This window comes from Streptomyces albus subsp. albus (assembly GCF_000725885.1).
Lineage (GTDB): Bacteria > Actinomycetota > Actinomycetes > Streptomycetales > Streptomycetaceae > Streptomyces > Streptomyces albus.
Window position 1 is genome coordinate 84,876 of sequence record NZ_JODR01000015.1, and the last position, 18,606, is coordinate 103,481.

17 protein-coding genes, 1 tRNA gene and 2 pseudogenes are annotated in these 18,606 nt (G+C 70.3%); 9 read left to right on the top strand and 11 right to left on the bottom strand.

All coding sequences use genetic code 11. The annotated features are described in order from the left end of the window. Positions 1-12 precede the first annotated feature (12 nt). Complete coding sequence (locus tag IO40_RS0117855) at positions 13-1,344, bottom strand: M20/M25/M40 family metallo-hydrolase (protein WP_031175725.1); 1,332 nt, start codon at positions 1,342-1,344, stop codon at positions 13-15. 141 nt (positions 1,345-1,485) lie between these two features. Here IO40_RS0117855 and IO40_RS0117860 point away from each other — a divergent pair. Then, positions 1,486-1,570 (top strand) — tRNA-Leu (locus IO40_RS0117860). A 479-nt stretch (positions 1,571-2,049) separates the two neighbouring features. Continuing rightward, a pseudogene (locus IO40_RS33715) lies at positions 2,050-2,356 on the top strand (helix-turn-helix domain-containing protein); the annotation flags it as partial. Between the two features lie 64 nt (positions 2,357-2,420). Here the strand turns inward: IO40_RS33715 and IO40_RS0117870 are convergent. From IO40_RS0117870 to IO40_RS34880, 6 genes are all read right to left on the bottom strand, one after another. Continuing rightward, entirely contained in the window at positions 2,421-2,615 is a 195-nt protein-coding gene (locus IO40_RS0117870) for an alpha/beta hydrolase (protein ID WP_031175726.1), read from the bottom strand. A gap of 298 nt (positions 2,616-2,913) precedes the next feature. After that, a complete protein-coding gene (locus IO40_RS0117875; RefSeq protein ID WP_016467888.1) occupies positions 2,914-3,474 on the bottom strand; it encodes a hypothetical protein in 561 nt (186 codons plus the stop codon). 26 nt (positions 3,475-3,500) lie between these two features. Continuing rightward, positions 3,501-3,878: a hypothetical protein gene (locus IO40_RS0117880; protein WP_016467889.1), complete on the bottom strand. Its 378-nt coding sequence runs from the start codon at positions 3,876-3,878 to the stop codon at positions 3,501-3,503. Between the two features lie 54 nt (positions 3,879-3,932). Continuing rightward, complete coding sequence (locus IO40_RS39820) at positions 3,933-4,307, bottom strand: cupin domain-containing protein (RefSeq protein WP_406926738.1); 375 nt, start codon at positions 4,305-4,307, stop codon at positions 3,933-3,935. 253 nt (positions 4,308-4,560) lie between these two features. Next, entirely contained in the window at positions 4,561-4,947 is a 387-nt protein-coding gene (locus tag IO40_RS0117890) for a hypothetical protein (RefSeq protein ID WP_031030306.1), read from the bottom strand. 400 nt (positions 4,948-5,347) lie between these two features. Beyond that, positions 5,348-5,803 carry a PPOX class F420-dependent oxidoreductase gene (locus tag IO40_RS34880; RefSeq protein ID WP_016467892.1) on the bottom strand — a complete coding sequence of 152 codons (456 nt, stop codon included), beginning with the start codon at positions 5,801-5,803 and terminating at the stop codon, positions 5,348-5,350. A gap of 499 nt (positions 5,804-6,302) precedes the next feature. Between IO40_RS34880 and IO40_RS0117900 the strand changes: the two genes are divergently transcribed. Continuing rightward, positions 6,303-6,698 carry a hypothetical protein gene (locus tag IO40_RS0117900; RefSeq protein WP_016467893.1) on the top strand — a complete coding sequence of 132 codons (396 nt, stop codon included), beginning with the start codon at positions 6,303-6,305 and terminating at the stop codon, positions 6,696-6,698. 361 nt (positions 6,699-7,059) lie between these two features. On the opposite strand, the gene IO40_RS0117905 is transcribed toward IO40_RS0117900, so the two are convergent. Then, the gene (locus tag IO40_RS0117905) at positions 7,060-7,803 is read right to left on the bottom strand and encodes a triose-phosphate isomerase (RefSeq protein ID WP_016467894.1); all 744 of its coding nucleotides are present in this window, start codon (positions 7,801-7,803) and stop codon (positions 7,060-7,062) included. 13 nt (positions 7,804-7,816) lie between these two features. Then, positions 7,817-8,434 carry a 6-phospho-3-hexuloisomerase gene (gene hxlB / locus IO40_RS0117910; RefSeq protein WP_016467895.1) on the bottom strand — a complete coding sequence of 206 codons (618 nt, stop codon included), beginning with the start codon at positions 8,432-8,434 and terminating at the stop codon, positions 7,817-7,819. An 829-nt stretch (positions 8,435-9,263) separates the two neighbouring features. On the opposite strand from hxlB, the gene IO40_RS0117915 reads away from it, so the two are divergent. Next, positions 9,264-10,280, top strand: coding sequence for a methyltransferase (locus IO40_RS0117915; RefSeq protein ID WP_031175731.1), 1,017 nt, complete (start codon positions 9,264-9,266; stop codon positions 10,278-10,280). Positions 10,281-10,404: 124 nt separating this feature from the next. On the opposite strand, the gene IO40_RS0117920 is transcribed toward IO40_RS0117915, so the two are convergent. Continuing rightward, positions 10,405-11,073, bottom strand: coding sequence for a TetR/AcrR family transcriptional regulator (locus tag IO40_RS0117920; RefSeq protein ID WP_030407994.1), 669 nt, complete (start codon positions 11,071-11,073; stop codon positions 10,405-10,407). A 173-nt stretch (positions 11,074-11,246) separates the two neighbouring features. Here IO40_RS0117920 and IO40_RS0117925 point away from each other — a divergent pair, with 173 nt between their 5' ends. From IO40_RS0117925 to IO40_RS33735, 5 genes and pseudogenes are all read left to right on the top strand, one after another. After that, positions 11,247-12,458: an FAD-dependent monooxygenase gene (locus tag IO40_RS0117925; RefSeq protein ID WP_031175732.1), complete on the top strand. Its 1,212-nt coding sequence runs from the start codon at positions 11,247-11,249 to the stop codon at positions 12,456-12,458. Positions 12,459-12,872: 414 nt separating this feature from the next. Next, positions 12,873-13,532, top strand: coding sequence for a hypothetical protein (locus tag IO40_RS0117930; RefSeq protein ID WP_031175733.1), 660 nt, complete (start codon positions 12,873-12,875; stop codon positions 13,530-13,532). A 394-nt stretch (positions 13,533-13,926) separates the two neighbouring features. After that, a pseudogene (locus IO40_RS33730) lies at positions 13,927-14,580 on the top strand (ABC transporter ATP-binding protein). Then, entirely contained in the window at positions 14,577-17,207 is a 2,631-nt protein-coding gene (uppS, locus tag IO40_RS0117940) for a polyprenyl diphosphate synthase (protein WP_031175734.1), read from the top strand. The pseudogene IO40_RS33730 and the gene uppS overlap by 4 nt, the downstream one beginning before the upstream one ends. A 98-nt stretch (positions 17,208-17,305) precedes the next feature. Continuing rightward, a complete protein-coding gene (locus IO40_RS33735) occupies positions 17,306-17,908 on the top strand; it encodes a hypothetical protein (protein WP_016467902.1) in 603 nt (200 codons plus the stop codon). Between the two features lie 191 nt (positions 17,909-18,099). On the opposite strand, the gene IO40_RS0117950 is transcribed toward IO40_RS33735, so the two are convergent. Next, positions 18,100-18,600 (bottom strand): SRPBCC family protein, encoded by a 501-nt coding sequence (locus IO40_RS0117950; protein WP_016467903.1) that lies wholly within the window; start codon positions 18,598-18,600, stop codon positions 18,100-18,102. Between the last annotated feature and the right edge of the window lie 6 nt (positions 18,601-18,606).

Genomic DNA, 18,606 nt, shown 5'->3' on the forward strand with positions numbered 1-18,606 from the left:
GTCGGACCTCCCTCACGCCTGGCTCAGGAACCGGTCAAGCACCCGGACCCCGAACTGGAGTCCGTCCACCGGGACCCGCTCGTCCACCCCGTGGAACATGCCTGCGAAGTCCAGCTCCGGCGGCAGCTTCAGCGGCGCGAAGCCGAAGCAGCGGATGCCCAGATCGTCGAAGGACTTGGCGTCGGTACCGCCGGAGAGCATGTACGGAACCGCGCGGGCGATGGGGTCCTCGGCACGCAGCGAGGACTGCATGGCCTCCACCAGCGCCCCGTCGAACGTCGTCTCCAGCGCCTTGTCGGCATGGACGTCCTCGCGCTTGACGCGGGGGCCGAGCAGCCGGTCGAGGTCGGCGAGGAACTCCTCCTCGTGGCCCGGCAGGAACCGGCCGTCCACGTGCGCGGTCGCCTGCCCGGGGATCACGTTGACCTTGTAGCCGGCGCCGAGCTGCGTGGGCGCCGCCGTGTTCTGCAGGGTGGCACCGATGATCTTCGCGATGCCGCCGAGCCGGGCGAGGGTCTCCTCCATGTCCTCCGGGTCGAGCTCGATGCCGAGCGCGTCGGACAGCTCGTCCAGGAAGGAGCGGACCGTCTTGGTCACCCGGACCGGGAACTTGTGGCGGCCCAGGCGCGCCACGGCCTCGCACAGCTCCGTGATCGCGTTGTCGTTGTTGGTCATGGAACCGTGCCCGGCCGTGCCGTCCACGGTCAGCTTCATCCAGTGCATGCCCTTCTGGGCCGTCTCGACCAGATACAGCCGCAGCTGCTCGTTGACCGTGAAGGAGAAGCCGCCGACCTCGCCGATGGCCTCGGTGACCCCCTCGAAGAGATCGGCGTGGTTGTCCACCAGGTGCCGTGCCCCGTAGACGCCGCCGGCCTCCTCGTCGGCGAGGAAGGCCAGCACGATGTCCCGCGGCGGCTTGCGGCCCGTACGCATCCGGTCGCGCACGACGGCGAGGGTCATGGCGTCCATGTCCTTCATGTCGACGGCGCCCCGGCCCCACACGCAGCCGTCGGCGATCTCGCCGGAGAACGGGTGGTGCCTCCAGTCGTCGGCGTTGGCCGGCACGACATCGGTGTGCCCGTGGATGAGCAGGGCCGGACGGGAGGGGTCCTCCCCCGCGATCCGGGCCACGGTCGAGGCCCGGCCCGGCCGCGACTCGATGATCTGCGGTTCCAGGCCGACCTCGGCCAGCTTCTCGGCGACGTACTCGGCCGCCTTCCGCTCACCGGGACCCTCGTTGTTGCCGTAGTTGCTGGTGTCGATCCGGATCAGATCACGGCACAGCTCGACGACCTCGCTCTCGGCGGTCGCTGCACTCGCGGTCGCGGCGCTCTCGGCACTCACGCTGCCTCCTCTTCTCGCAGGTGGACCCCCATCCTCCCGCCCGTGCCGCGGCACCCCAAGAGCCGGGTGATCGCAGTCCCGAACGGGTGCTAAGGTTTAACCCGTCGCCAGGGCCTCCCACCGGCCCGCGCGGCTCACCCGGTCGGGGTGGCGGAATGGCAGACGCGCTAGCTTGAGGTGCTAGTGCCCTTTACAGGGCGTGGGGGTTCAAGTCCCCCTCCCGACACGACCCATTTCCCCAACGAGTGCGGGTCGAGGTTCGCCTCGACCCGCACTGTTGCTTTCCCAGGGTCATAGGTCAGCTGGAGTCCCAGCGCTGCGTAGAGTTCGGCCTTGAGCTGCGGCTTAGCCCCTCGCAGGGCCGTCCGCAGATCGTCGACGGACGAGACCAGTCCGCGAACCTCCTCCTCCGACAGACGCGGGGTTGCCTTCCGGGCCGACAGGCAGGCCATCGCTTCGGCCTTCTCAGCCCGGGCTGCCGCCATCCATGAAGCGACCGTGGGGCCTCCGCGCCGGCTTCGAGAGCTTCGCGGTAGCGCACGAGGTTCCGATCGCATTCCGCGCTGGGGGCACTGGTGGAGTGGTGGGGGCCGAGGGTGTCGGCCGCAGGTGTATCGAGCGGGTGCCGGCCGCGGTCCGGAGGTAGCTCTTCCGGTATGCCTGGGTCGGCTTCCGCAACTCCACGTGTGGCGGTGAGCCACCGACCTGGTCGCCGAGCGCGGCTACGCAACTTCACCGTGGGTGACGTCGCGGCTCGCGCGGGCGTGGCCGACACGAGCATCTGCCGCAGCTGGGGCAACCTCGAAGCGCTGGCCCAGGAAGTGGCGGTCACCCGGCTGACCGAGCAGGCACCGGCCCCGGCACCGGAAACCTCGAAGGCGACCTGCGCAGCTACGCGGCCCGCGATGTCAGCGGACCCGACGGCCCTGCGGTGCTGAGCCTGGCCGTCGCGCTCTGCACGGCGGGCCCGGACGGCGAGCGGGCCCGCGACGACTTCCTCGCCGAACGCACCCCCGTCCCGCACCGGCACCCGCCGCCCCGGTCGGCGCCGTTCCCACGTGCGTGAAACCTGCGGATCAGGAGTGGAGGGCCTCGTTCGGGGCGCGGACCTGGTTGGCCAGGCTGCGTTCGCTGATGCGGGCGGAGGGGAAGAGGAGGTCGAAGCCGTGGACCGCGCCGGGGACCTGGACGAGTTCGGTGGTGACACCGGCGGCGGACAGGAGCGCCACGTAGTTCCGGTCCTCGTCGCGGAGCGGGTCGATCTCCGCCACGGGAGATGTAGGCGGGCGGCAGTCCGCTCAGTCGGTGGCGCGGATGGGGGAGGCGTAAGGGTCGGGTCAGGTGTCCTTCGCGTAGTACTGCCGAGCGAGTTCCATGGAAATAGCGCACTCGGTGGGTGCGGTGATACGTGGCGGGGCAGCCGGTCGGGGCGCTTCTGGGACCTGGCCCGAGCCCGCAGTCTGCGCACACGCACAGGCTCGGGCGCCGGGCCTCCAGCGATCGAATCGGGACGTCACCGCACATCCAACCGCCGCGACCCCAACCCGGCGAACCTGTGCGGTCACAACACTAGAGGCGAATGTCCTCGGCCCAGGCAGGCAGGTGTGGCTTGCCCACCTCGCGGAGCACCTCCAGTCTTTCCCGGAACCGCGATATGTCCGGTGCTGCCCAGCGGAACCACTGGGTGGTGCTGGGCCAAGCGGCGTCCGCGATCGCTGTCTCTCCCTCGGTGACCAGCCAGACCGGCGGATCGGACTGTCCAAGATCCGCGCCGTCGATCAGGTGGTACTCGTACGCCTGGTGCTCCACCAGAACGAGAGCAGAAGCGGGATCACCGATGCCGTGGCTCGGCAACGTGTCAAGCGTCGCGAGCGCGTTCGCCTTCATGGCGGAGGTCATCGCCCGCACGCCGAAACCGCTGCCCGTCAGCCACAGTCCGGAAAACTTGCCGACAAGGCGCAGGACTTCGCGCACTGCCGACGGTGCGCCGGACACCCCTTGGGCGGCCAGCGCCGTGTCGATTTCCGCGTCCGTCGCGCCCACCACCGACTCCCGGCGCAATCCGCCCGCGATCACGGCTTCAAACACCGTTCGGATACCCCTGATCGCCTCAGACGACGTGCTGTCCATGGCCCCAGGCTACGCAGGAGGGGACGTCAAGAGGCGGACGGCTCGATCTCCCCCGCGAAGACGATGACCTGGTCGATGAGGCTCCGTCGCAGATGGACCACGTCCGTTCCCGCCAGACGGGGACCTCCGTCCGGCGTGGTGAAGACCCACTGGTACCGGGCCCACTCGTCAGGCATGTCCACCGCCGAGCAGCGCACCATCGTGCCGGTCCCCGCCGGGTGGCACCGGATGTCCAGTACGAACCGCTCGACCGCCGCGATTCCTTCGCTGCGCCCCAACGGCCCCCAGAAGACCACGTCCGAGGTCAGAGCCTGGGAGAGCAGAGCAGTCACATAGACGTCGTCCGAGGCGTTGAACGCGGAGATGAACGTGTCGATCGCGGAGCGTGCAATCTCTTCCTGCATGCCCCAGTAATACCAGCCGTTTCGCGTGCGCTCGTCCCACGAGCCGCCTTCCGATCACGGTGAACAGTCCCGGTCACAGCACTGGGCCGCGTTTGAGGCGTGTTCGACGATGACGAGTGTGCCTCGGCTGCCGGGGCGCACGGCATGCTCCACGCCTGCCTCGACGATGTACATCTCCCCCGCGCGTACGTCGACCTCGGTGCCGTCGGCCACCAGCCGCAGTGTGCCGTCCACGACCAGCGGTGTTTCCGGGCTCGGCCGCCGCTGGGGACGCGAATTGAACCGTTGCTTCCGGCCCGGCTCCCTCCGCGGCGTGGGCGGCCGGTCAGGTTCATCCACGGACAACCGGTGCGGCACTTGAGGGCGATCGCGTTCCGCGACGTGGAAGGGCGTGCGCAACCGGCCGCACAAGTGGGCGACTGCCGACACGTGGGAGAAGGTGTTCGCCGCGCTGTTGGCCCAGGCCCAGCGGGTGCCGGAGGTGAAGGTCCCACCACACGCATGCCGAAGCGGGAGGGAGGACCCAAAACGGCAGAGGGGAACCCCCCGGTCGCCGAAATGACGGCCGCTGGATGCGGGCTCCCCCGAGCTGACGGCCGAGGCCCGCAGTGGCGCGTGCGGGCTGCGCTGCTGCCTGAGCGAAGCCGGCAGCCGACGCGCGGGAGGTGGGCCGTCGCCCTCGTCACCTGTCTTCGGAGCGGGAGAGGAGGTTTGCGAGTACGCGCTGGGCGACGGAACGGATCGGTTTCCTGGTGGTACCCCACACCTGCACCGATCCGGTGCCGGGACCCGTGGCGATGGTCACCGATTCGCCACCGCCCCGCCGGCCGCCACTGGTCCGGAAGCCGCGTATCGGTTCGGCGGCGTCCTTTTTCCCGACCCAGCTGTTGCTGCGCTCCGTGCGGTCGAGGGCGACCATCAGGCGGTAGCGGCCGTTGGGCCCCGAGTTCCAGCCGCACATGCTGAAGTCCTCGTTCTTCGGCCCGTTCGGCCCCTCGGGGAACTCACCACCCTGCACAACGCCGTAGCCGGCCAGCTCCGTCCTGGTCAGGAGATCGGCACAGGACACACCCGAAATGTCAAGGCTCTTCCCGTCGGACGACGACGAGCAGGAAGCCACCACGCAGGCGGCGGCGAGCCAAACTGCCGCTCTGGAGGCGGCTTTGAGACGGAACACAGGGGCAGCTTGCCATGTCCGTCCCGGCTGACGCACAGGTGCGGACCGCACCGGGAGGTGCAGACAGGACCTGCCGGCTGCTGCCGGCTCGGATCTCCACTGACCAATCGGCTCCCGGCCGTGTCACTGCGCGTGGTCAGCGTCCAGGGCTCGTGGTCACCGCACGCGGCGCCGAGAAGCCGCACACCAAAGAGCCGGAGATTGTCGCCGGTCCGGCCTCCTGCGCGGGTGGGGTCCGAGGTGGACCAGCGCCAGTCGGCCGGACGCCTGACGGGGGAACCCCGGCACGTAGTCAGATGGGAGTGCCGTATGACGTGGTCCGTCCGGTGTGCCAAGGTCCGTGACCCGTGACGCGGGTGATGTCGACCGTGATCAAGCAGTGCGGATTCTTCTCGTCCAGCGCGAACCCGTGGGTGCCCGTGTACTTGAAGTAGAGCGCGTCCATGAACCGGTCGCCGTGCTCGGGGTGGTCGTCGATGGTTGCGACGCCCTCGATCAGCAGGTGACGGATGAGACCGTTCTCGCCCTTCACGGTGTCCTGGATGGAGAGCGTGCATCGTGGGTCATGGCGGAGGTTCTTGGCCTTGACACGCCACCGTGGTGTACCGAACTGGATCTGCCCCGCATCGGTGACGTCCAGCCAGATGAGTGCGACGTGCGGACGGCCATTGGGCCGCGTCGTCACCAAGTGCGCAGGGGGACGTGACTCGATGAGCGCACGTGCTTCCGGATGAAGGTCGAAAGACATTCACGGTTCCTATCCGAGCGGTGCTGATCCACAAGCCTGTGCGAGTATCCCACCCGCCTTGTTCGTCGCGCGAGGACAGCACTGTTGAGCAGCTCACCCGTCACCCAAGGCGCCATCTCGTCTGGATCGCCGGTCTGTTGGTCGTGGTGGCGACCATGAAGCGGCTGGTGCCGGGTGCATCGGGGGGAACCGTCCCAGCAGCGGTGCGCGAGCGGCCTTCGCGATCACAGGGCGGTGGTCGGCGTCGAGTCGACATGACGATCGGGAGGGCTGGGCTCGCAACCGCAGACCGATGTCCACGGCCAGTTCACAATCCCCCACGTACGACCAGTTGTTGATGTCACCCCCGGTCACGGCCCGGGCTCGACGTCTGACCCGACCGGTCCCGCGCGTCGGTGTCCCGGGCCGGAGCCGTACTCACCAACCGCGGGGTGCTGCTGGTCAAACCGGCCTACAAGGCCGGGTGGAACCGGCCCGGGGGTGACCAGAGGACTCCGTTATGGCTTCACATACCCAGCCGCTCACCAGGCTGGGGGAGCTGACCTTCCAGGCCGACGACGAGACGCTCGCCCTGGAAGTACGCGCTCTTGTCGATCCGGCTGCCACGCTGCGTCTCAACGGAAAGCAGTCTGACGTGGCGGGCTGTCTCCGGCACGTGTCGGAGCTGCGTTCCGCTATGGACGAGGGAACGATCACTGTGCTCGATGAGGCCAGCGACGGGGCGACAGGCACCATGGCGACACGGGTCGCGGTGCGGATGACCAGGAAGGACGGATCCGTTGTGCAGGGCGAATCACATCTCATCGGCCGACTCGGCGACGATGGCCGAATAACGAAGATGGTCGAGACCGGTCGGCTGCTCACGCCGGAGGACGATCCGGTCGAGGAGAGCTGAACATCATGTTCGACAGATGAGCAGGGCACGATCGAGTCCCGGCGGCAACGGCTGAACCCGGGACACGGACCACGCTTTCCCCCACCCACCTGTGTACGACGGCGGTATGCGCCCCTGCGTAATCCGCCTCCACCGACGGGGGCACCGCGCCCGCGCACACACCGCACGAGCCAGCCGTCAACGCCACCGGCCTCTACAGTGCATCAGCCGAGTGACACCTGCGGCGCTGTAACGAGTGCTTGCCGCGCGATCTGACCTGCTCCGTCCGGGAGTACTCGTCACGACGCCCCGCAGCCGGACAACATGCCCGCGGCCGGCACGGTCACCGGGCGTCCGCACCGGACGCTGGTGCGTTCGCGCTTCACGGTCGTGCCGGCTCCAGGAGTTCGCCGAGCACGTCGTCGAGCATCGCCGCATCCTGGGCGGCCCTGCCCAGCGCCACTCCGTCCCATGGGGCCAGCCGGCGCAGGGAGGAGTAGGTGCCCGCTGTGACGGCGCCGCCGTAGAGCAGGGTCGGGTTCACATGGTCGGGCGTCTCCTGCTGGAGGGCTGACAGTACCGCGGCGGCCTGGTGGGGCTCGGCGGTCTGTGCGGAGCCGATCGCCCACGCCGGTTCGTAGAGCACGACGGCCGCCGCTCCGGCAGGCAGGTCCCGCAGCGCGGTGGACGCCTGGCGACGGACCTGAGTCACGGTCTCGGTGCGACCGGCACGTTCTTGCTCACCGACGCAGATCACCGGCGTCAGCCCGGCCGCCGAGGCCGCCCGGGCCTTGCGGGCGACAAGTCGGTCGTCCTCGGCGAACAGGCGGCGCCGTTCGGCGTGCCCGACCATGACGTGGGTGCAGCCGATCTCGGCGAGCAGGCCGGCTGAGACCTCCCCGGTGACGGCTCCGGCCTCGCACCACACGTTCTGGGCTCCGGTGGTGAGGCCGGTTTTCCCGAAGCGCCGTACGCCGAGAGGCAGAAGCGGGTACGGCAGGCAGACGCAGAAGCGCAGCCGCCCCAAGGAATCCGCCCTGGGCAGGAGGACGTCGTCGATCCAGTTCTCGGTCTGTCGCAGTCCGAGGTTCATCTTGGTGCTGGTCAAGGAAACCGGTGTCGTCATGGCGGTACCGTGCCTATTCGAGGTTGGTATGGGCGGCGAGCATGTCGCGGGGATCGACCTCATACATCCACTGGTAGGCGAGGACGAGCGAGTCGAAGAACAGCAGAGCGCCCTGCTCGAACAGAGTGCCCACGAATTGGGTCGAGCGGTCGGGCTCGTGGTCCTGGCTGTACTCGGCAAGGTGGACCACCAGGTCCGCCCTCCGGGCCAGACAGGAATCGGTGTTCGCCGTCACCAGCGCGATCCGGGCGCCTGCTCTCGCAGCGTTCTCCGTCATCGCCATGACTGTGGGCGTCTCCCCTGAACCGCTGCACACCAGCAGCAGGTCGTCCGGGCCGATGGCGGGCGTGGTGGCGTCTCCGGCGACGTGAGCGCGCAGTCCCAGATGCGTCAGACGCATCGCGAAGCCCTCCGCGGAGAGTTTGGAGCGGCCGGCTCCCACGACGAAAATCCTCGCTGCGTCACGGAACGCGGTGACGAAGGCGGCGGATGCCTCGTCGTCGACCCGGGAAAGCAAGGCATCGAGTTCGCGGATGATGATGCGCCGGGCCGAGGGGTAGGGGCCGTCGACACCCACAGCCGCCTCGGCCGGGGGCACGACGGTTTCGGGAGGCTTCTGTTGGTCGACCATGTGAAGTCAGTCCCATTCGGAGCGGTGAGAAGTGTCCAGCAAGATGGCGACGGATGAGCGGCAGGGAAACGAATTGCCGGTGCAGCACTTCTTCGCCGGGCCCGGGTGACGCCGGGCGGCAGAGAGTGAATGCGGTTGACCGGCCGGTCGGGGGCCGCTTGTTCGCGCGCGGATCGGGTTTCCGTCATCGCCTCCGCCGCTCATACGTTGCTGTCTACCCTTGCTTCGGGGCTGCTCGTACTTGTGGAAGCGCGGGCGTACGTGAACGCGTTGAACGATGTTCCTGCCGATGTCCGGGACGGGGCATGCATGAGTGCAGGAACGGCCTGCTGGCGTCGTCTCTCGTTGCTCGGATTCCTCCGCCGCTTCGGGGCGCCGGAAGGAGCCTCAGGGCCCACCGCTGGTCGACCGGGCGGGGCCGGACCGCGTCACCCATCGTCTGGCGCCGCCTGCCGAGGCCCCGGTATCGCAGAGGACGGCTTTCACCGAAAGCCGTGTTCAAGTGTGCGGATTTCAACGCGTTCACGCCCCGGGGAAGGGGTTCGGCTTCCGCCGGTGGCGTGCGTCCGGTCTCCTCGGGAGCAGCTGCCGCCTTCCGAGTGCGGCATGTCCATTCGCTGCGGTCCGGGGTGCGGTCTTCCCACACCTGCCGGACCGCTGAATGATGTCCGTATGGACTCTCCGTGTCTTCACGAACAGCAAGCTGATCTCCTCATGGGCAGCGGAACGTGAAACCGGACAGTGGATAGGCTGAGTGCGCCGACCTGAGACGGAAATCGTCGAACAGCAAGGCAAGAAAAGGGCAAGAAGGAGAAGAGGCGAGTCAATCATGAACACGGAACGTCAATCCGCAGTCCGTCTGATCGACGAAGCTCTGGGTTTCCTGTTCCCGGCGGCGCTGCGCGCTGCAGCCGTCGTACGGGTGGCCGACCACATGGCGGACGGCGAGCGAAGTGTCGAGCGGCTCGCCGAGGCGTGTGGTGCTGATGCCCGTAACCTCGGGCGGATCCTGCGGCTGCTGGCCACTCGCGGCGTGGTCGAGGAGACCGGTGAGGGACGCTTCCGTCTGACCGCCACCGGCCAGGCTTTACGCTCGGACGTCCCGCATTCCGCCCATGCCGCGATTCTGATGCTGACCGACGCCACCATGTGGCGCCCCGCCGGGGAGATGCACCGCTGCCTGGCCGACGGCGGCTCCGCTTTCAGTGGCATCTTCGGGACGACGTTCTTCGACCACTTCGCGCAGGACGCGGAGACGGCCGCCGTGTTCCACGTGGGCATGGCCGCCATGTCGGAGCACGAGAACCAGCCTGTCGCCGAAGCCTATGATTTCCCGCCCGTCGGCACTGTTGTGGACGTCGGCGGCGGCCATGGCGGCCTCCTCCTGGAGGTACTGCGCCGGCAGGCCAACCTGAACGGCGTGCTCTACGACCAGGGCCACGTCCTCGCCGGCCATCGGCTCGGTGACCATGACGACGTCACCGGCCGGTGGACAGTGGCCGAAGGGGACTTCTTCTCCTCGGTTCCGCGGGGCGACATCTACCTGCTCAAGCGCATCCTTCATGACTGGGACGACGAGCAGTCCGCGACGATCCTCCGCAACTGCGAGCGGGCCATGGCTCCCGGCGGTCGCATCCTCGTCATCGACGCCGTCGTGCCACCGGGGGACCTGCCCCACCAGTCCAAGACGCTGGATCTGATGATGATGGCCTCCCTCGGAGGACGGGAACGTACCCGGCGTGACTTCGTCCAGCTCTTCGACGAGGCCGGACTGCGCCTGGAGAAGATCGTTCCGACATCGACCGTACTGTCCGTCGTCGAGGCGGTGAGCGTCTCCGACTCATAGGCACCCGATGCGGGTTGCCGGCTTCCGGAGGCTGTTCGCCGTGGGCCTGCCGCGGCAGCGGGCCCGGGCCCGCACAGGGCGGCTTCGGCCCGGCCTGTCGATCGCGGATCGCCGCTCGCGTGGTTCACCGCACGGTCTGGTCGAACTCGTCCTGGTCGAGGGCGGGGTGGGGCAGCGGGGTGGGACGGTCCCTGTCGTGGCGCAGGCCGTCCAGGATGAGGGTGAGGTAGCGCTTCCACAGCTCGGGCGTGACGCTCCGGCTCTGCTGCATGACGACCCCGAGCATGCGCTGGAAGAGCGGGAAGTCGGTCGGCTCGATGTCCCCACGCAGTTGGCCGGACTGCCGGGCGCGGGCGATGACGGCGCTGACTGCCGGAGTGAGGCGCTCCCGGGCGGCGGCTGCCCGCTCCTGGGCGTGCGTTCCCTCCAGCAGGAACGCCCTCAGCCCGCGGTCCTCGGCGAGGTCCTGGCCGGTGGCGAAGAAGAGCTGCACCAGCCCCTCCCAGGGGTCTTCGTGGGCAAGCGCCTGTTCCGCCAGCCCGATCAGGCGCTGCAGGGCGCTTTCGAAGACGGCGTCGATCAGTTCCTCGCGGTTGGCGAAGCGGCGGTAGGCCGTGCCGACACCGACGCCCGCATGACGGGCGATGTCGTCGAGGGTGACATCCAGTCCCCGGCTGGCGAAGACCTCCTGGGCAGCCGCGATGATGCGCCGCCTGTTGCGTTCCGCGTCCGCCCGCAGGGGGCGTGCCGGGGAGTTCTCGGGGCGTGCGGCGGAGGCGGTCGGGCGGCTCATGGCTTCCACTTTACCCACGGAAGTGGAGATACCTTCTCCACTTCGATGCTACGGTGACCCGCAAGTGGAGAGATCTTCTCCACTTGCTGCCCGCGCACGCAGGGGCGGCCCCGGTGTCCGCAGGAGCCCGCACCCCCTGGGGCTCCGCCCGAGAGGAAAGAGACAAGACCGCCATGAACGCACCCCGCGCCTTGATCGTCGGAATGGGTATCGGCGGCCTGGCCGCCGCGATGCGCCTGCGCGAGATCGGCTGGGAGCCCGTCCTCGTCGAACGCTCCGCGAACAGGCGTCCCCCCGGATACTTCGTCGGCCTTTTCGAGACCGGCCGCGCCACCGCACAGCGGATGGGTGTACTCGATGCCATCGGCGACCGGACCGACGTCGGCAGCATCACCTACGACATCGACCGCTCGGGGCGGCGCCGTCCCGGCATGGGGTACGGCGACCTGCCCGGCGGTCCGCGCATGCTCCTGCGCGGGGACATCGAGGCCGCCCTCCACGACGCCGTCGCGCCCCGCACCGAGATCCGGTACGGCACCACACCGATATCCCTCGACGAAGACCCCGGCGGCGTGGACGTCACGCTGCGTACCACCGCGGGCGACGAGGTCACCGAGACCACGGAACGCTTCGGCCTCGTGGTGGGCGCCGACGGCCTGCGCTCCACCGTGCGCCGCCTGGCGTTCGGCCCGGACGCGCGGTTCATGCGACCGCTCGGCCACATCATCGGCGCCACGATCCTCAAGGAACCGGTGCCCGGCCACCGGCCGCAGGACGGCGTCGTCCTGGCCGAACCGGGCCGCTCCGTATGGACCTTCCCCTTCTCCGACCACCGGCCCGGGCTGCTGTTCAACTACCGCACCGACGACGAGGACGCCCAGTTCCGCCGCCCGCCCGTCGAGTCACTGCGCCGCGCCTTCGGGCCCGAACCGGCCGGGCCCGTCCTGGAACACCTCCTCGGGCAGTTCGAGCAGGCCGACGACTACCTCTTCAACTCCGTCCACCAGGTGGAGATGCCGGCCTGGCACACCGACCGCGTCGTCCTGCTCGGCGACTCCGCCTGGTGCATGACCCTCTACTCCGGCATGGGCGCCTCCACCGCCCTGGCCGGCGCGGATCTGCTCGGCACGCTGTTGCAGCGCAACGGCGGGAACATCACCCGGGCGCTGCGCGAATGGGACCAGCGGCTGCGCCCGTTCATCGCCCTCCAGCAGCGCAATGGCCGCACGCAGGGCCTGACGATGTTCGTGCCGCAGCGCCGCCGGGACAAGGCCGTGCGGACCTTCACCCAGACGCTGCTGCGCCATCCGTTCGGCAGGCGCGTGATGAAGCCCCTGGTCACCCGGCGGTTCAAGGAGAAGTCCGTGGACATCGCCGCGGTCTGACGCCGCACGCGCCCGCCCCGCGCCCCGCCCTTGCCGCCTCCGGCCGGCCTCTTCCGGGCTCGGACGGCGGGTCCCGGCAGTAGCCCCGATGGCCACGGCCCACGTCGATTCCACCCGACGCTGATCAACTCCGACGATGCCGCCCGCGACGTGCCACACCCGGCCCGTCGGCCGACGTCACGGCTGCGGTACGCCCGGCCGGCGGCACGGCGCCGGTACGTCCGGGCCGACGGCACGGCGCGCCGGTACGTCCGGCCGACCGCGACGGGCGTTGTTACGAAGTACGGACACAAACCCGTGAACAAGACGTGCCGGGGCGCCATCTCACCGGTTGCAGCACACAAGAAGTGCGGCCGGCGCCCCCGGAAGGACGGGAGGCGCCGCATTCCGAGACCTACCGGGGGGACCCGCATCATGAACGCTCGCCGTACTCGTCGTACCGTCCGCTCCGCCGGCCTGGTGGCCGTCGCCGTCGCCGCGGCGCTCTCGCTGACCGCCTGCCAGGGCGGGGACAGGGACGCCGCCCTGGAGAAGAAGGACTCCGCCTCCGCCGCCGCTTCGTCCACCGGGAACGGTGAGGCGAAGAGCGACGCCGTCCGGACCGAGGCGGGCAAGGCCCAGGCCGGCGGGTCGTCCGCCTCGGCCACCTCCTCGAAGAAGGGGTCCCCGGACCGCACCCAGAAGCTGGCCGACGGCAGCACGGCCGAGATCTACAAGCTCGGCGAGCAGCACTACCGCGCCAAGATCGTCAACAGCGGTTCGGTCCTGGCCACGCTGGAGACGAAGGGGCACGACGCCGGGCTCGACGCCAACGACATGTTCGTCGTGCTGACGCTGGGCGGCGAGGTCCACTCCTGGATGGGCGGCGGACAGCAGGGTCCGGGCACCTTCAAGCTCGCGGGCGGCTGGACGGCCAAGGTCAAGAAGCTCGGTGAGCTGCGGTACCGGGCTCAGATCATCGGCAACGAAGGGGTGGCCGCCACGCTGGAGACGAACGGGCACGACGCCGGGCTCGACGCCAACGGCTCGTACATCGTGCTCAGCGCCGGCGGCGTGATCAGCGCCCACGTCTGAGCCCCTGCCGGGCTACGGCGGTGGGGCAGCCCAGTGGACGGCTCCACCGCCGCGGCGACCCGCCTGTCAAACGGCCTTCGGAGCACAACTGCTCGGCTTCCGGCCGGGGACGGGCGCGCTGCGCTCGACACCCCGGCCGTCGCCATGGCCGCCCGCCGTTCCGGCCTCGGCCCGGGGTACGGCCGGGGCACCGAGGCGGCCGGACCCCGGCCGCCGGGCACCTTACGGGCAAGCCTCGACGCACCGGACCAGGCGTGTCCCGCCAGGTCCGGCTCGCGTGACCAGCGTTGCGGCGACGGGTGCGTACCGACGCGGCCGGCCGGTGTCGCAGCGGCTCCGGGCGGTGGGGTGTCCGCGGTCGCCACCATCCCGCCGCCCGGTCGTTGCCTATGATGTGAATTTCTCGCATCAGGTGCCCGCGGGCACCGTTCTGCGTCTGCACGACGTGCACAAGGCGTACGGCCGGCGCCCGGTGCTGCGCGGGGTGAGCCTCGATGTGCCGTCGGGCTGTCTGCTGGGCATCGTCGGGGCGAACGGCGCCGGCAAGAGCACTCTTCTGCGGATCCTGGTGGGCCAGGCGGCGGCCGACAGCGGGACGGTCCGGTGCCGGGGGCGGATCGGGTACTGCCCGCAGGAGACGGTGCTGCACCCGGCCTTGACCGTCCGGGAGCACGTCCGGTTCTTCCAGGCCGCCTACCGGCTCGACGACTGCCGGCGCGTGTGGCAACTGCTGGAGTAGTTACGGTTCGACGAGAGTCCCCGCAGCCGTCTGCACACGCTCAGCGGCGGGACACGGCAGAAGCTGAACCTGGCGCTGGGGCTGATGCACGACCCCGAAGTGCTGTTGCTGGACGAGCCCTACCAGGGCTTCGACTGGGAGACCTACCTCCGTTTCTGGGACATCGCCAGAAGCCTGTGCGAGCGCGGCCGGGCCGTCGTGGTGGTCTCCCATCTGGCCCATGACCGGGAGCGGCTGGATGTGCTGCACCGGCTCCGGAACGGTGTCCTGGAGGTCGAGCACGGCGCTGGGGCGGGGGGCGGCGCATGAGGTGGTGGGTGCGGTGTCTCGGGACGGCGGTGCGCCACGCGGCGCTCGAACAGGCGCGGAACCGCCTGGCGTTGGTTCTGGTGCTCTTCTTCATCCCGCTGTGGCTGAATCTCGCCTACTGGGTGCTGCCCGGCGATCCGGTGCGGTTCTTCCTGCGCGCGGCCGGCCGGCCGGTGAGTCTGGACGCGAACACGGTGACGCAGCTGTCGGGGGCGCTGCACTCCCTCGCGCTGATCGTCGGGTTCATGATGTTCCTCGCCACCAGCCGGTCCGGCGGGTTCGACCACCGTCTGGTGCTCGCCGGGTATCCGCGGCTGTGCCTGCTGCTGGCCCGCAGCGGCGTGCTGCTGGTCACGGCGGCGCTGACGGCCGGGTACGCCACGGCGTGGGTATGTGCCTTCTACCTGCCGGAGCGTCTCGACGTCATGGCCGGTGCGTTCATGGTGGGGGCTTTGACGTACGGAGGTGTGGGAATCCTCCTGGCGGCGATGCTGCGCAGCGAACTCGCGGGGATGTTCGTCGTCATCATGGTCAGCCTGATCGACCTGACCTTGCAGAACCCTGTCGCCAACCCTTCCGCGGACAGCCCCTTGTTGCGGTGGCTGCCCGCGTACGGCGCGGTGCAGGGGGCCGTCTCCGCCGTCGGACTCGGCGCCGTCCCCTGGCGTCAGCTCCTGCTGGGGCTGTGCTGGTCGGCCGGGCTGACCGCGGCCGGAGTGGTGGCCTTCACCGCGCGGACGAGCCGACGCGCCTCCGTGCGGGCGCTGCTGGGCCGCCGCGCCACCGGGCCCGCCCTCCGCATGGTGACGCTGCGCCTGCTGCATCCGGTGCGCGCACGCGTCTACCGGCAGGCCGGCGTCCACGACGTGGTGGTCGTCAAGGGGTACGAGATCTGCCGTCGCCTGGTGCGCCGTTCGGGCCCCGTCGAAGCCGCCGTCCCCCAGCTCTTCCCCGCCCGCCTGCGGCCGGTGCTGTGGGCCGTGTACGGGTACGGACGGCACCTCGACGGCCTCTCCGACACGCGGCGGCTCGGCCGGCGGGACAGGTACGAGCGCGTCAGCCGGTTCGGTGAACTCCTGGAGGCCGATCTGCGGCGGGGCCACAGCGAGGACCCGCTGCGGGCGGCCGTCGTGCACGCCCTGTGGACGTGGGACCTGCCCGGCGACGGGATGGCGGCGACCGACAGGGTCTACCGTCAGGACGCCGAGGGCACGAGCGCCCTCGCCACCTGGGAAGACTGGTCGGCCTACTGGCGCGCGCTCACCTTTCCGTTCGGCGTCAGGCGCCTGTTGAACCTGTTCACCGCGCCCGGCCTGGCCTTCGTGCCCGCCGACGCCGAGGCACTGCGCGCCTGGACCGACGCGTTCAACCTCCTGGACACGCTGCGCGATCTGCGGGAGGACGCGGCGGAAGGCTTCGTGAAGCTCCCGTCCGCCGTGCTCGACGAGTACGGCGTCAGCGCCGGGGATCTGGCACGGGGGCAGGCGGGAGGCCGGTTCGCGGACATGGTCCACGCGATGACCGCCCGGGCCCGGCAGTGGCTGGAGCAGGCCGCGACCGCCGGTGCCCAGCACCCGCCGCTGGCCGCCGCCCTGCGGACCGTCGTCGAGCTGCATCTGCTCGAACTCGACCGCATCGACCGCAACCCCCGCGCGCTGCTGAAAGGGCCCTCCAGGGCCGACCCGGTCCGTTTCCACTGCACGCTGGCGCGTGGCCGCTTCCGCGTCGCGCGAGCCTGGCGCCGCCATGCCCGGAGCGCACCGCACCTGCCGCCCACCGTCACGCTGCCGCAGCCCGCCGCGGACAGCCCCGCCGCGCCGGACACCCGGCCCTTGCTCCCGCCCGTGCCGCACGCCGGTGGTGCCCGGCCGCCCCGGCTGCCGGCTCACCTGCGCCCGCGGCATGTGGCGATCATCATGGACGGCAACGGGCGCTGGGCCGTCCGCCGGGGTCTGCCGCGCACGGCAGGGCACGACGCCGGCCAGCGTGCCGTGCGGGAGACCGTGTACGGGGCCTTGGAGATCGGGCTGCCCTGTCTGAGCCTGTACTCCCTCTCCACGGAGAACCGCGAGCGTCCCGCCGCCGAGATCGCAGCGATCCTGCGCCTCTTCCAGGACGGCCTCGACACGGAGACCGAGGAGGTGTGGCGGCGCGACGTCCGGCTGCGCTGGTCCGGTGTCCCCGACGGGCTGCCACCCGATCTGGTGCGCTCACTGCGCCGCACCGAACACCTCACCCGCGACCGCACGGGTCTGACGCTCAACATGTGTGTCAACTACGGCGGGCGCGACGAGATCGCCCATGCCGCCCGCGCCCTCGCGCGCCAGGTGGCGGACGGGGCCCTCTCCCCCGACGCGATCACTCCGCGCCATGTGGCCGCCCAGCTGCACCTGCCCGACCTGCCGGACGTGGATCTGCTCATCCGCACCAGCGGCGAACAGCGCACCTCCAACTTCCTGCCGTGGCAGTCGACCTACGCCGAACTCGTCTTCCTCGACACCCTGTGGCCTGATGTCGACCGTACCCATCTGTGGCAGGCCGTCGCCGCCTACGCCCGGCGCGACCGTCGTTTCGGAACCACCCGCTCCACACCGGGCACGCCGGGCGAACATCCTTTCCAGGGGTGACTTTTCGCGTACGGCGCAGGCCCGTCGGTATGCCTGTATGAGAAAAGACCCGCTCCGGGCAGATCCGGCCCGCCTTCTCGTCGAGGAGCCCCGCCATCATGAAGCCCGCCCGCACCCTCCAGTGGTCCGCCCTCACCGTCGCCGCGGCTGCCGCCGTCCTCGGCGCCTCGTCCCCCGCCGTGACCGCTTCACCTCAGGCTCAGCCCCGTCCCCCGCAGCAGGCCGTGGACGGCTCCTCGCTCCCGGCCACGGCCGCCAGCGCGCAGGCGGCCCCGGTGCCGCCCGCGTGCCAGGAGATGATCTTCAAGACGAAGGAGAAGTTCCCCACGACCCGCTACACGGTTCCCGACGAGCCGTGGAACGCCCTGCTGGGCGCCATGGGCAATCTGACCCCGGCCGAGCAGGCCGAGCTGACCGAGACCGCCTGCGCGGCGTGGAACCGCTGGGCCGCCGCCAACGGCCCCACCGTCGCGACCGATCTGGACAACCGCTACCGCAACGCCGCCCCGCCGGCGTGCAACAAGTTCACCGTCTCCACCCTCGGGGCGATCAAGAAGTACGCCCCCGGTGTCCCCGCCGCGACCCGGCGTCTGGAGAAGGTCGTCAAGAAGGTCTGGACCGAAGCCATGACCAAGTTGTCCACCTCCGCCCCCGACGCGGCCTGCCGCACCGCCTACAGCGCGGCCAAGACCGGCTGGTAGGGGCCGGACCGGCGACCGGGCGCCGCCCGGGGCGCGGAACCGGCGGCCGAGCGCGACCCCGGGGCACGGAACCGGCGGCCGAACGGCACCCGGGGCACGGAACCGGCGGCCGAACGGCACCCGGGGCGCGGGCTGCCGGTCCGGGGCTTCCCGTGGGTGCGGCGCGGTCCGCCCCCCCCGGGGTGCCGCTGTCAGCCGGGCAGGGCTCGCGAAGGGCCCTGCGGCGGCTCCGGGGCGTCGCGTCCGGCAGGCTCGGCGCCGTGCTCGCGGACCGCGATGCGGGCGAGCTTGGTCAGCATCATGCCGTTGCGCAGCTTGACGAAGTAGTCCACGGGGAAGCCGTGCATCCGGGTGCCGGGGCCCAGCAGGGGATGCCAGTCGAGGACGAAGAGGGTGTTCTCGCCCCAGGGGATCAGGTTCATGGCGATGCGGGCCGCACCGAAGGGGTCCGCCTTGGCCTCCAGTTCGAGGCGGCGCCGCGGCTCGCAGATGCGGACGACGCAGGTGTCGTCGATCGTCAGCGGGCCGGTGCCGAGGCGGACCTCCAGCCGTGCCCCCACCTCCGGCCAGTGGGCGTCCGCGGCCAGGATGCGCTGGGTTCCCGTCACCCACTCGCCGTAGCGGTGCCCGTCGGACAGCAGGCTCCACACCTCGGACGGCGAGCTGAGAATGAGGCGGCGGTTACGTGCCACGCCGAC

What these genes read in the sequence shown, in the direction of transcription:
- IO40_RS0117875 (WP_016467888.1), bottom strand. Translation starts at nt 3,474, where the DNA reads ATGGACAGCACGTCGTCTGAGGCGATCAGGGGTATCCGAACGGTGTTT.
- IO40_RS0117880 (WP_016467889.1), bottom strand. Translation starts at nt 3,878, where the DNA reads ATGCAGGAAGAGATTGCACGCTCCGCGATCGACACGTTCATCTCCGCG.
- IO40_RS34880 (WP_016467892.1), bottom strand. Translation starts at nt 5,803, where the DNA reads ATGTCTTTCGACCTTCATCCGGAAGCACGTGCGCTCATCGAGTCACGT.
- IO40_RS0117900 (WP_016467893.1), top strand. Translation starts at nt 6,303, where the DNA reads ATGGCTTCACATACCCAGCCGCTCACCAGGCTGGGGGAGCTGACCTTC.
- IO40_RS0117905 (WP_016467894.1), bottom strand. Translation starts at nt 7,803, where the DNA reads ATGACGACACCGGTTTCCTTGACCAGCACCAAGATGAACCTCGGACTG.
- hxlB (WP_016467895.1), bottom strand. Translation starts at nt 8,434, where the DNA reads ATGGTCGACCAACAGAAGCCTCCCGAAACCGTCGTGCCCCCGGCCGAG.
- IO40_RS0117915 (WP_031175731.1), top strand. Translation starts at nt 9,264, where the DNA reads ATGAACACGGAACGTCAATCCGCAGTCCGTCTGATCGACGAAGCTCTG.
- IO40_RS0117920 (WP_030407994.1), bottom strand. Translation starts at nt 11,073, where the DNA reads ATGAGCCGCCCGACCGCCTCCGCCGCACGCCCCGAGAACTCCCCGGCA.
- IO40_RS0117925 (WP_031175732.1), top strand. Translation starts at nt 11,247, where the DNA reads ATGAACGCACCCCGCGCCTTGATCGTCGGAATGGGTATCGGCGGCCTG.
- IO40_RS0117930 (WP_031175733.1), top strand. Translation starts at nt 12,873, where the DNA reads ATGAACGCTCGCCGTACTCGTCGTACCGTCCGCTCCGCCGGCCTGGTG.
- uppS (WP_031175734.1), top strand. Translation starts at nt 14,577, where the DNA reads ATGAGGTGGTGGGTGCGGTGTCTCGGGACGGCGGTGCGCCACGCGGCG.
- IO40_RS33735 (WP_016467902.1), top strand. Translation starts at nt 17,306, where the DNA reads ATGAAGCCCGCCCGCACCCTCCAGTGGTCCGCCCTCACCGTCGCCGCG.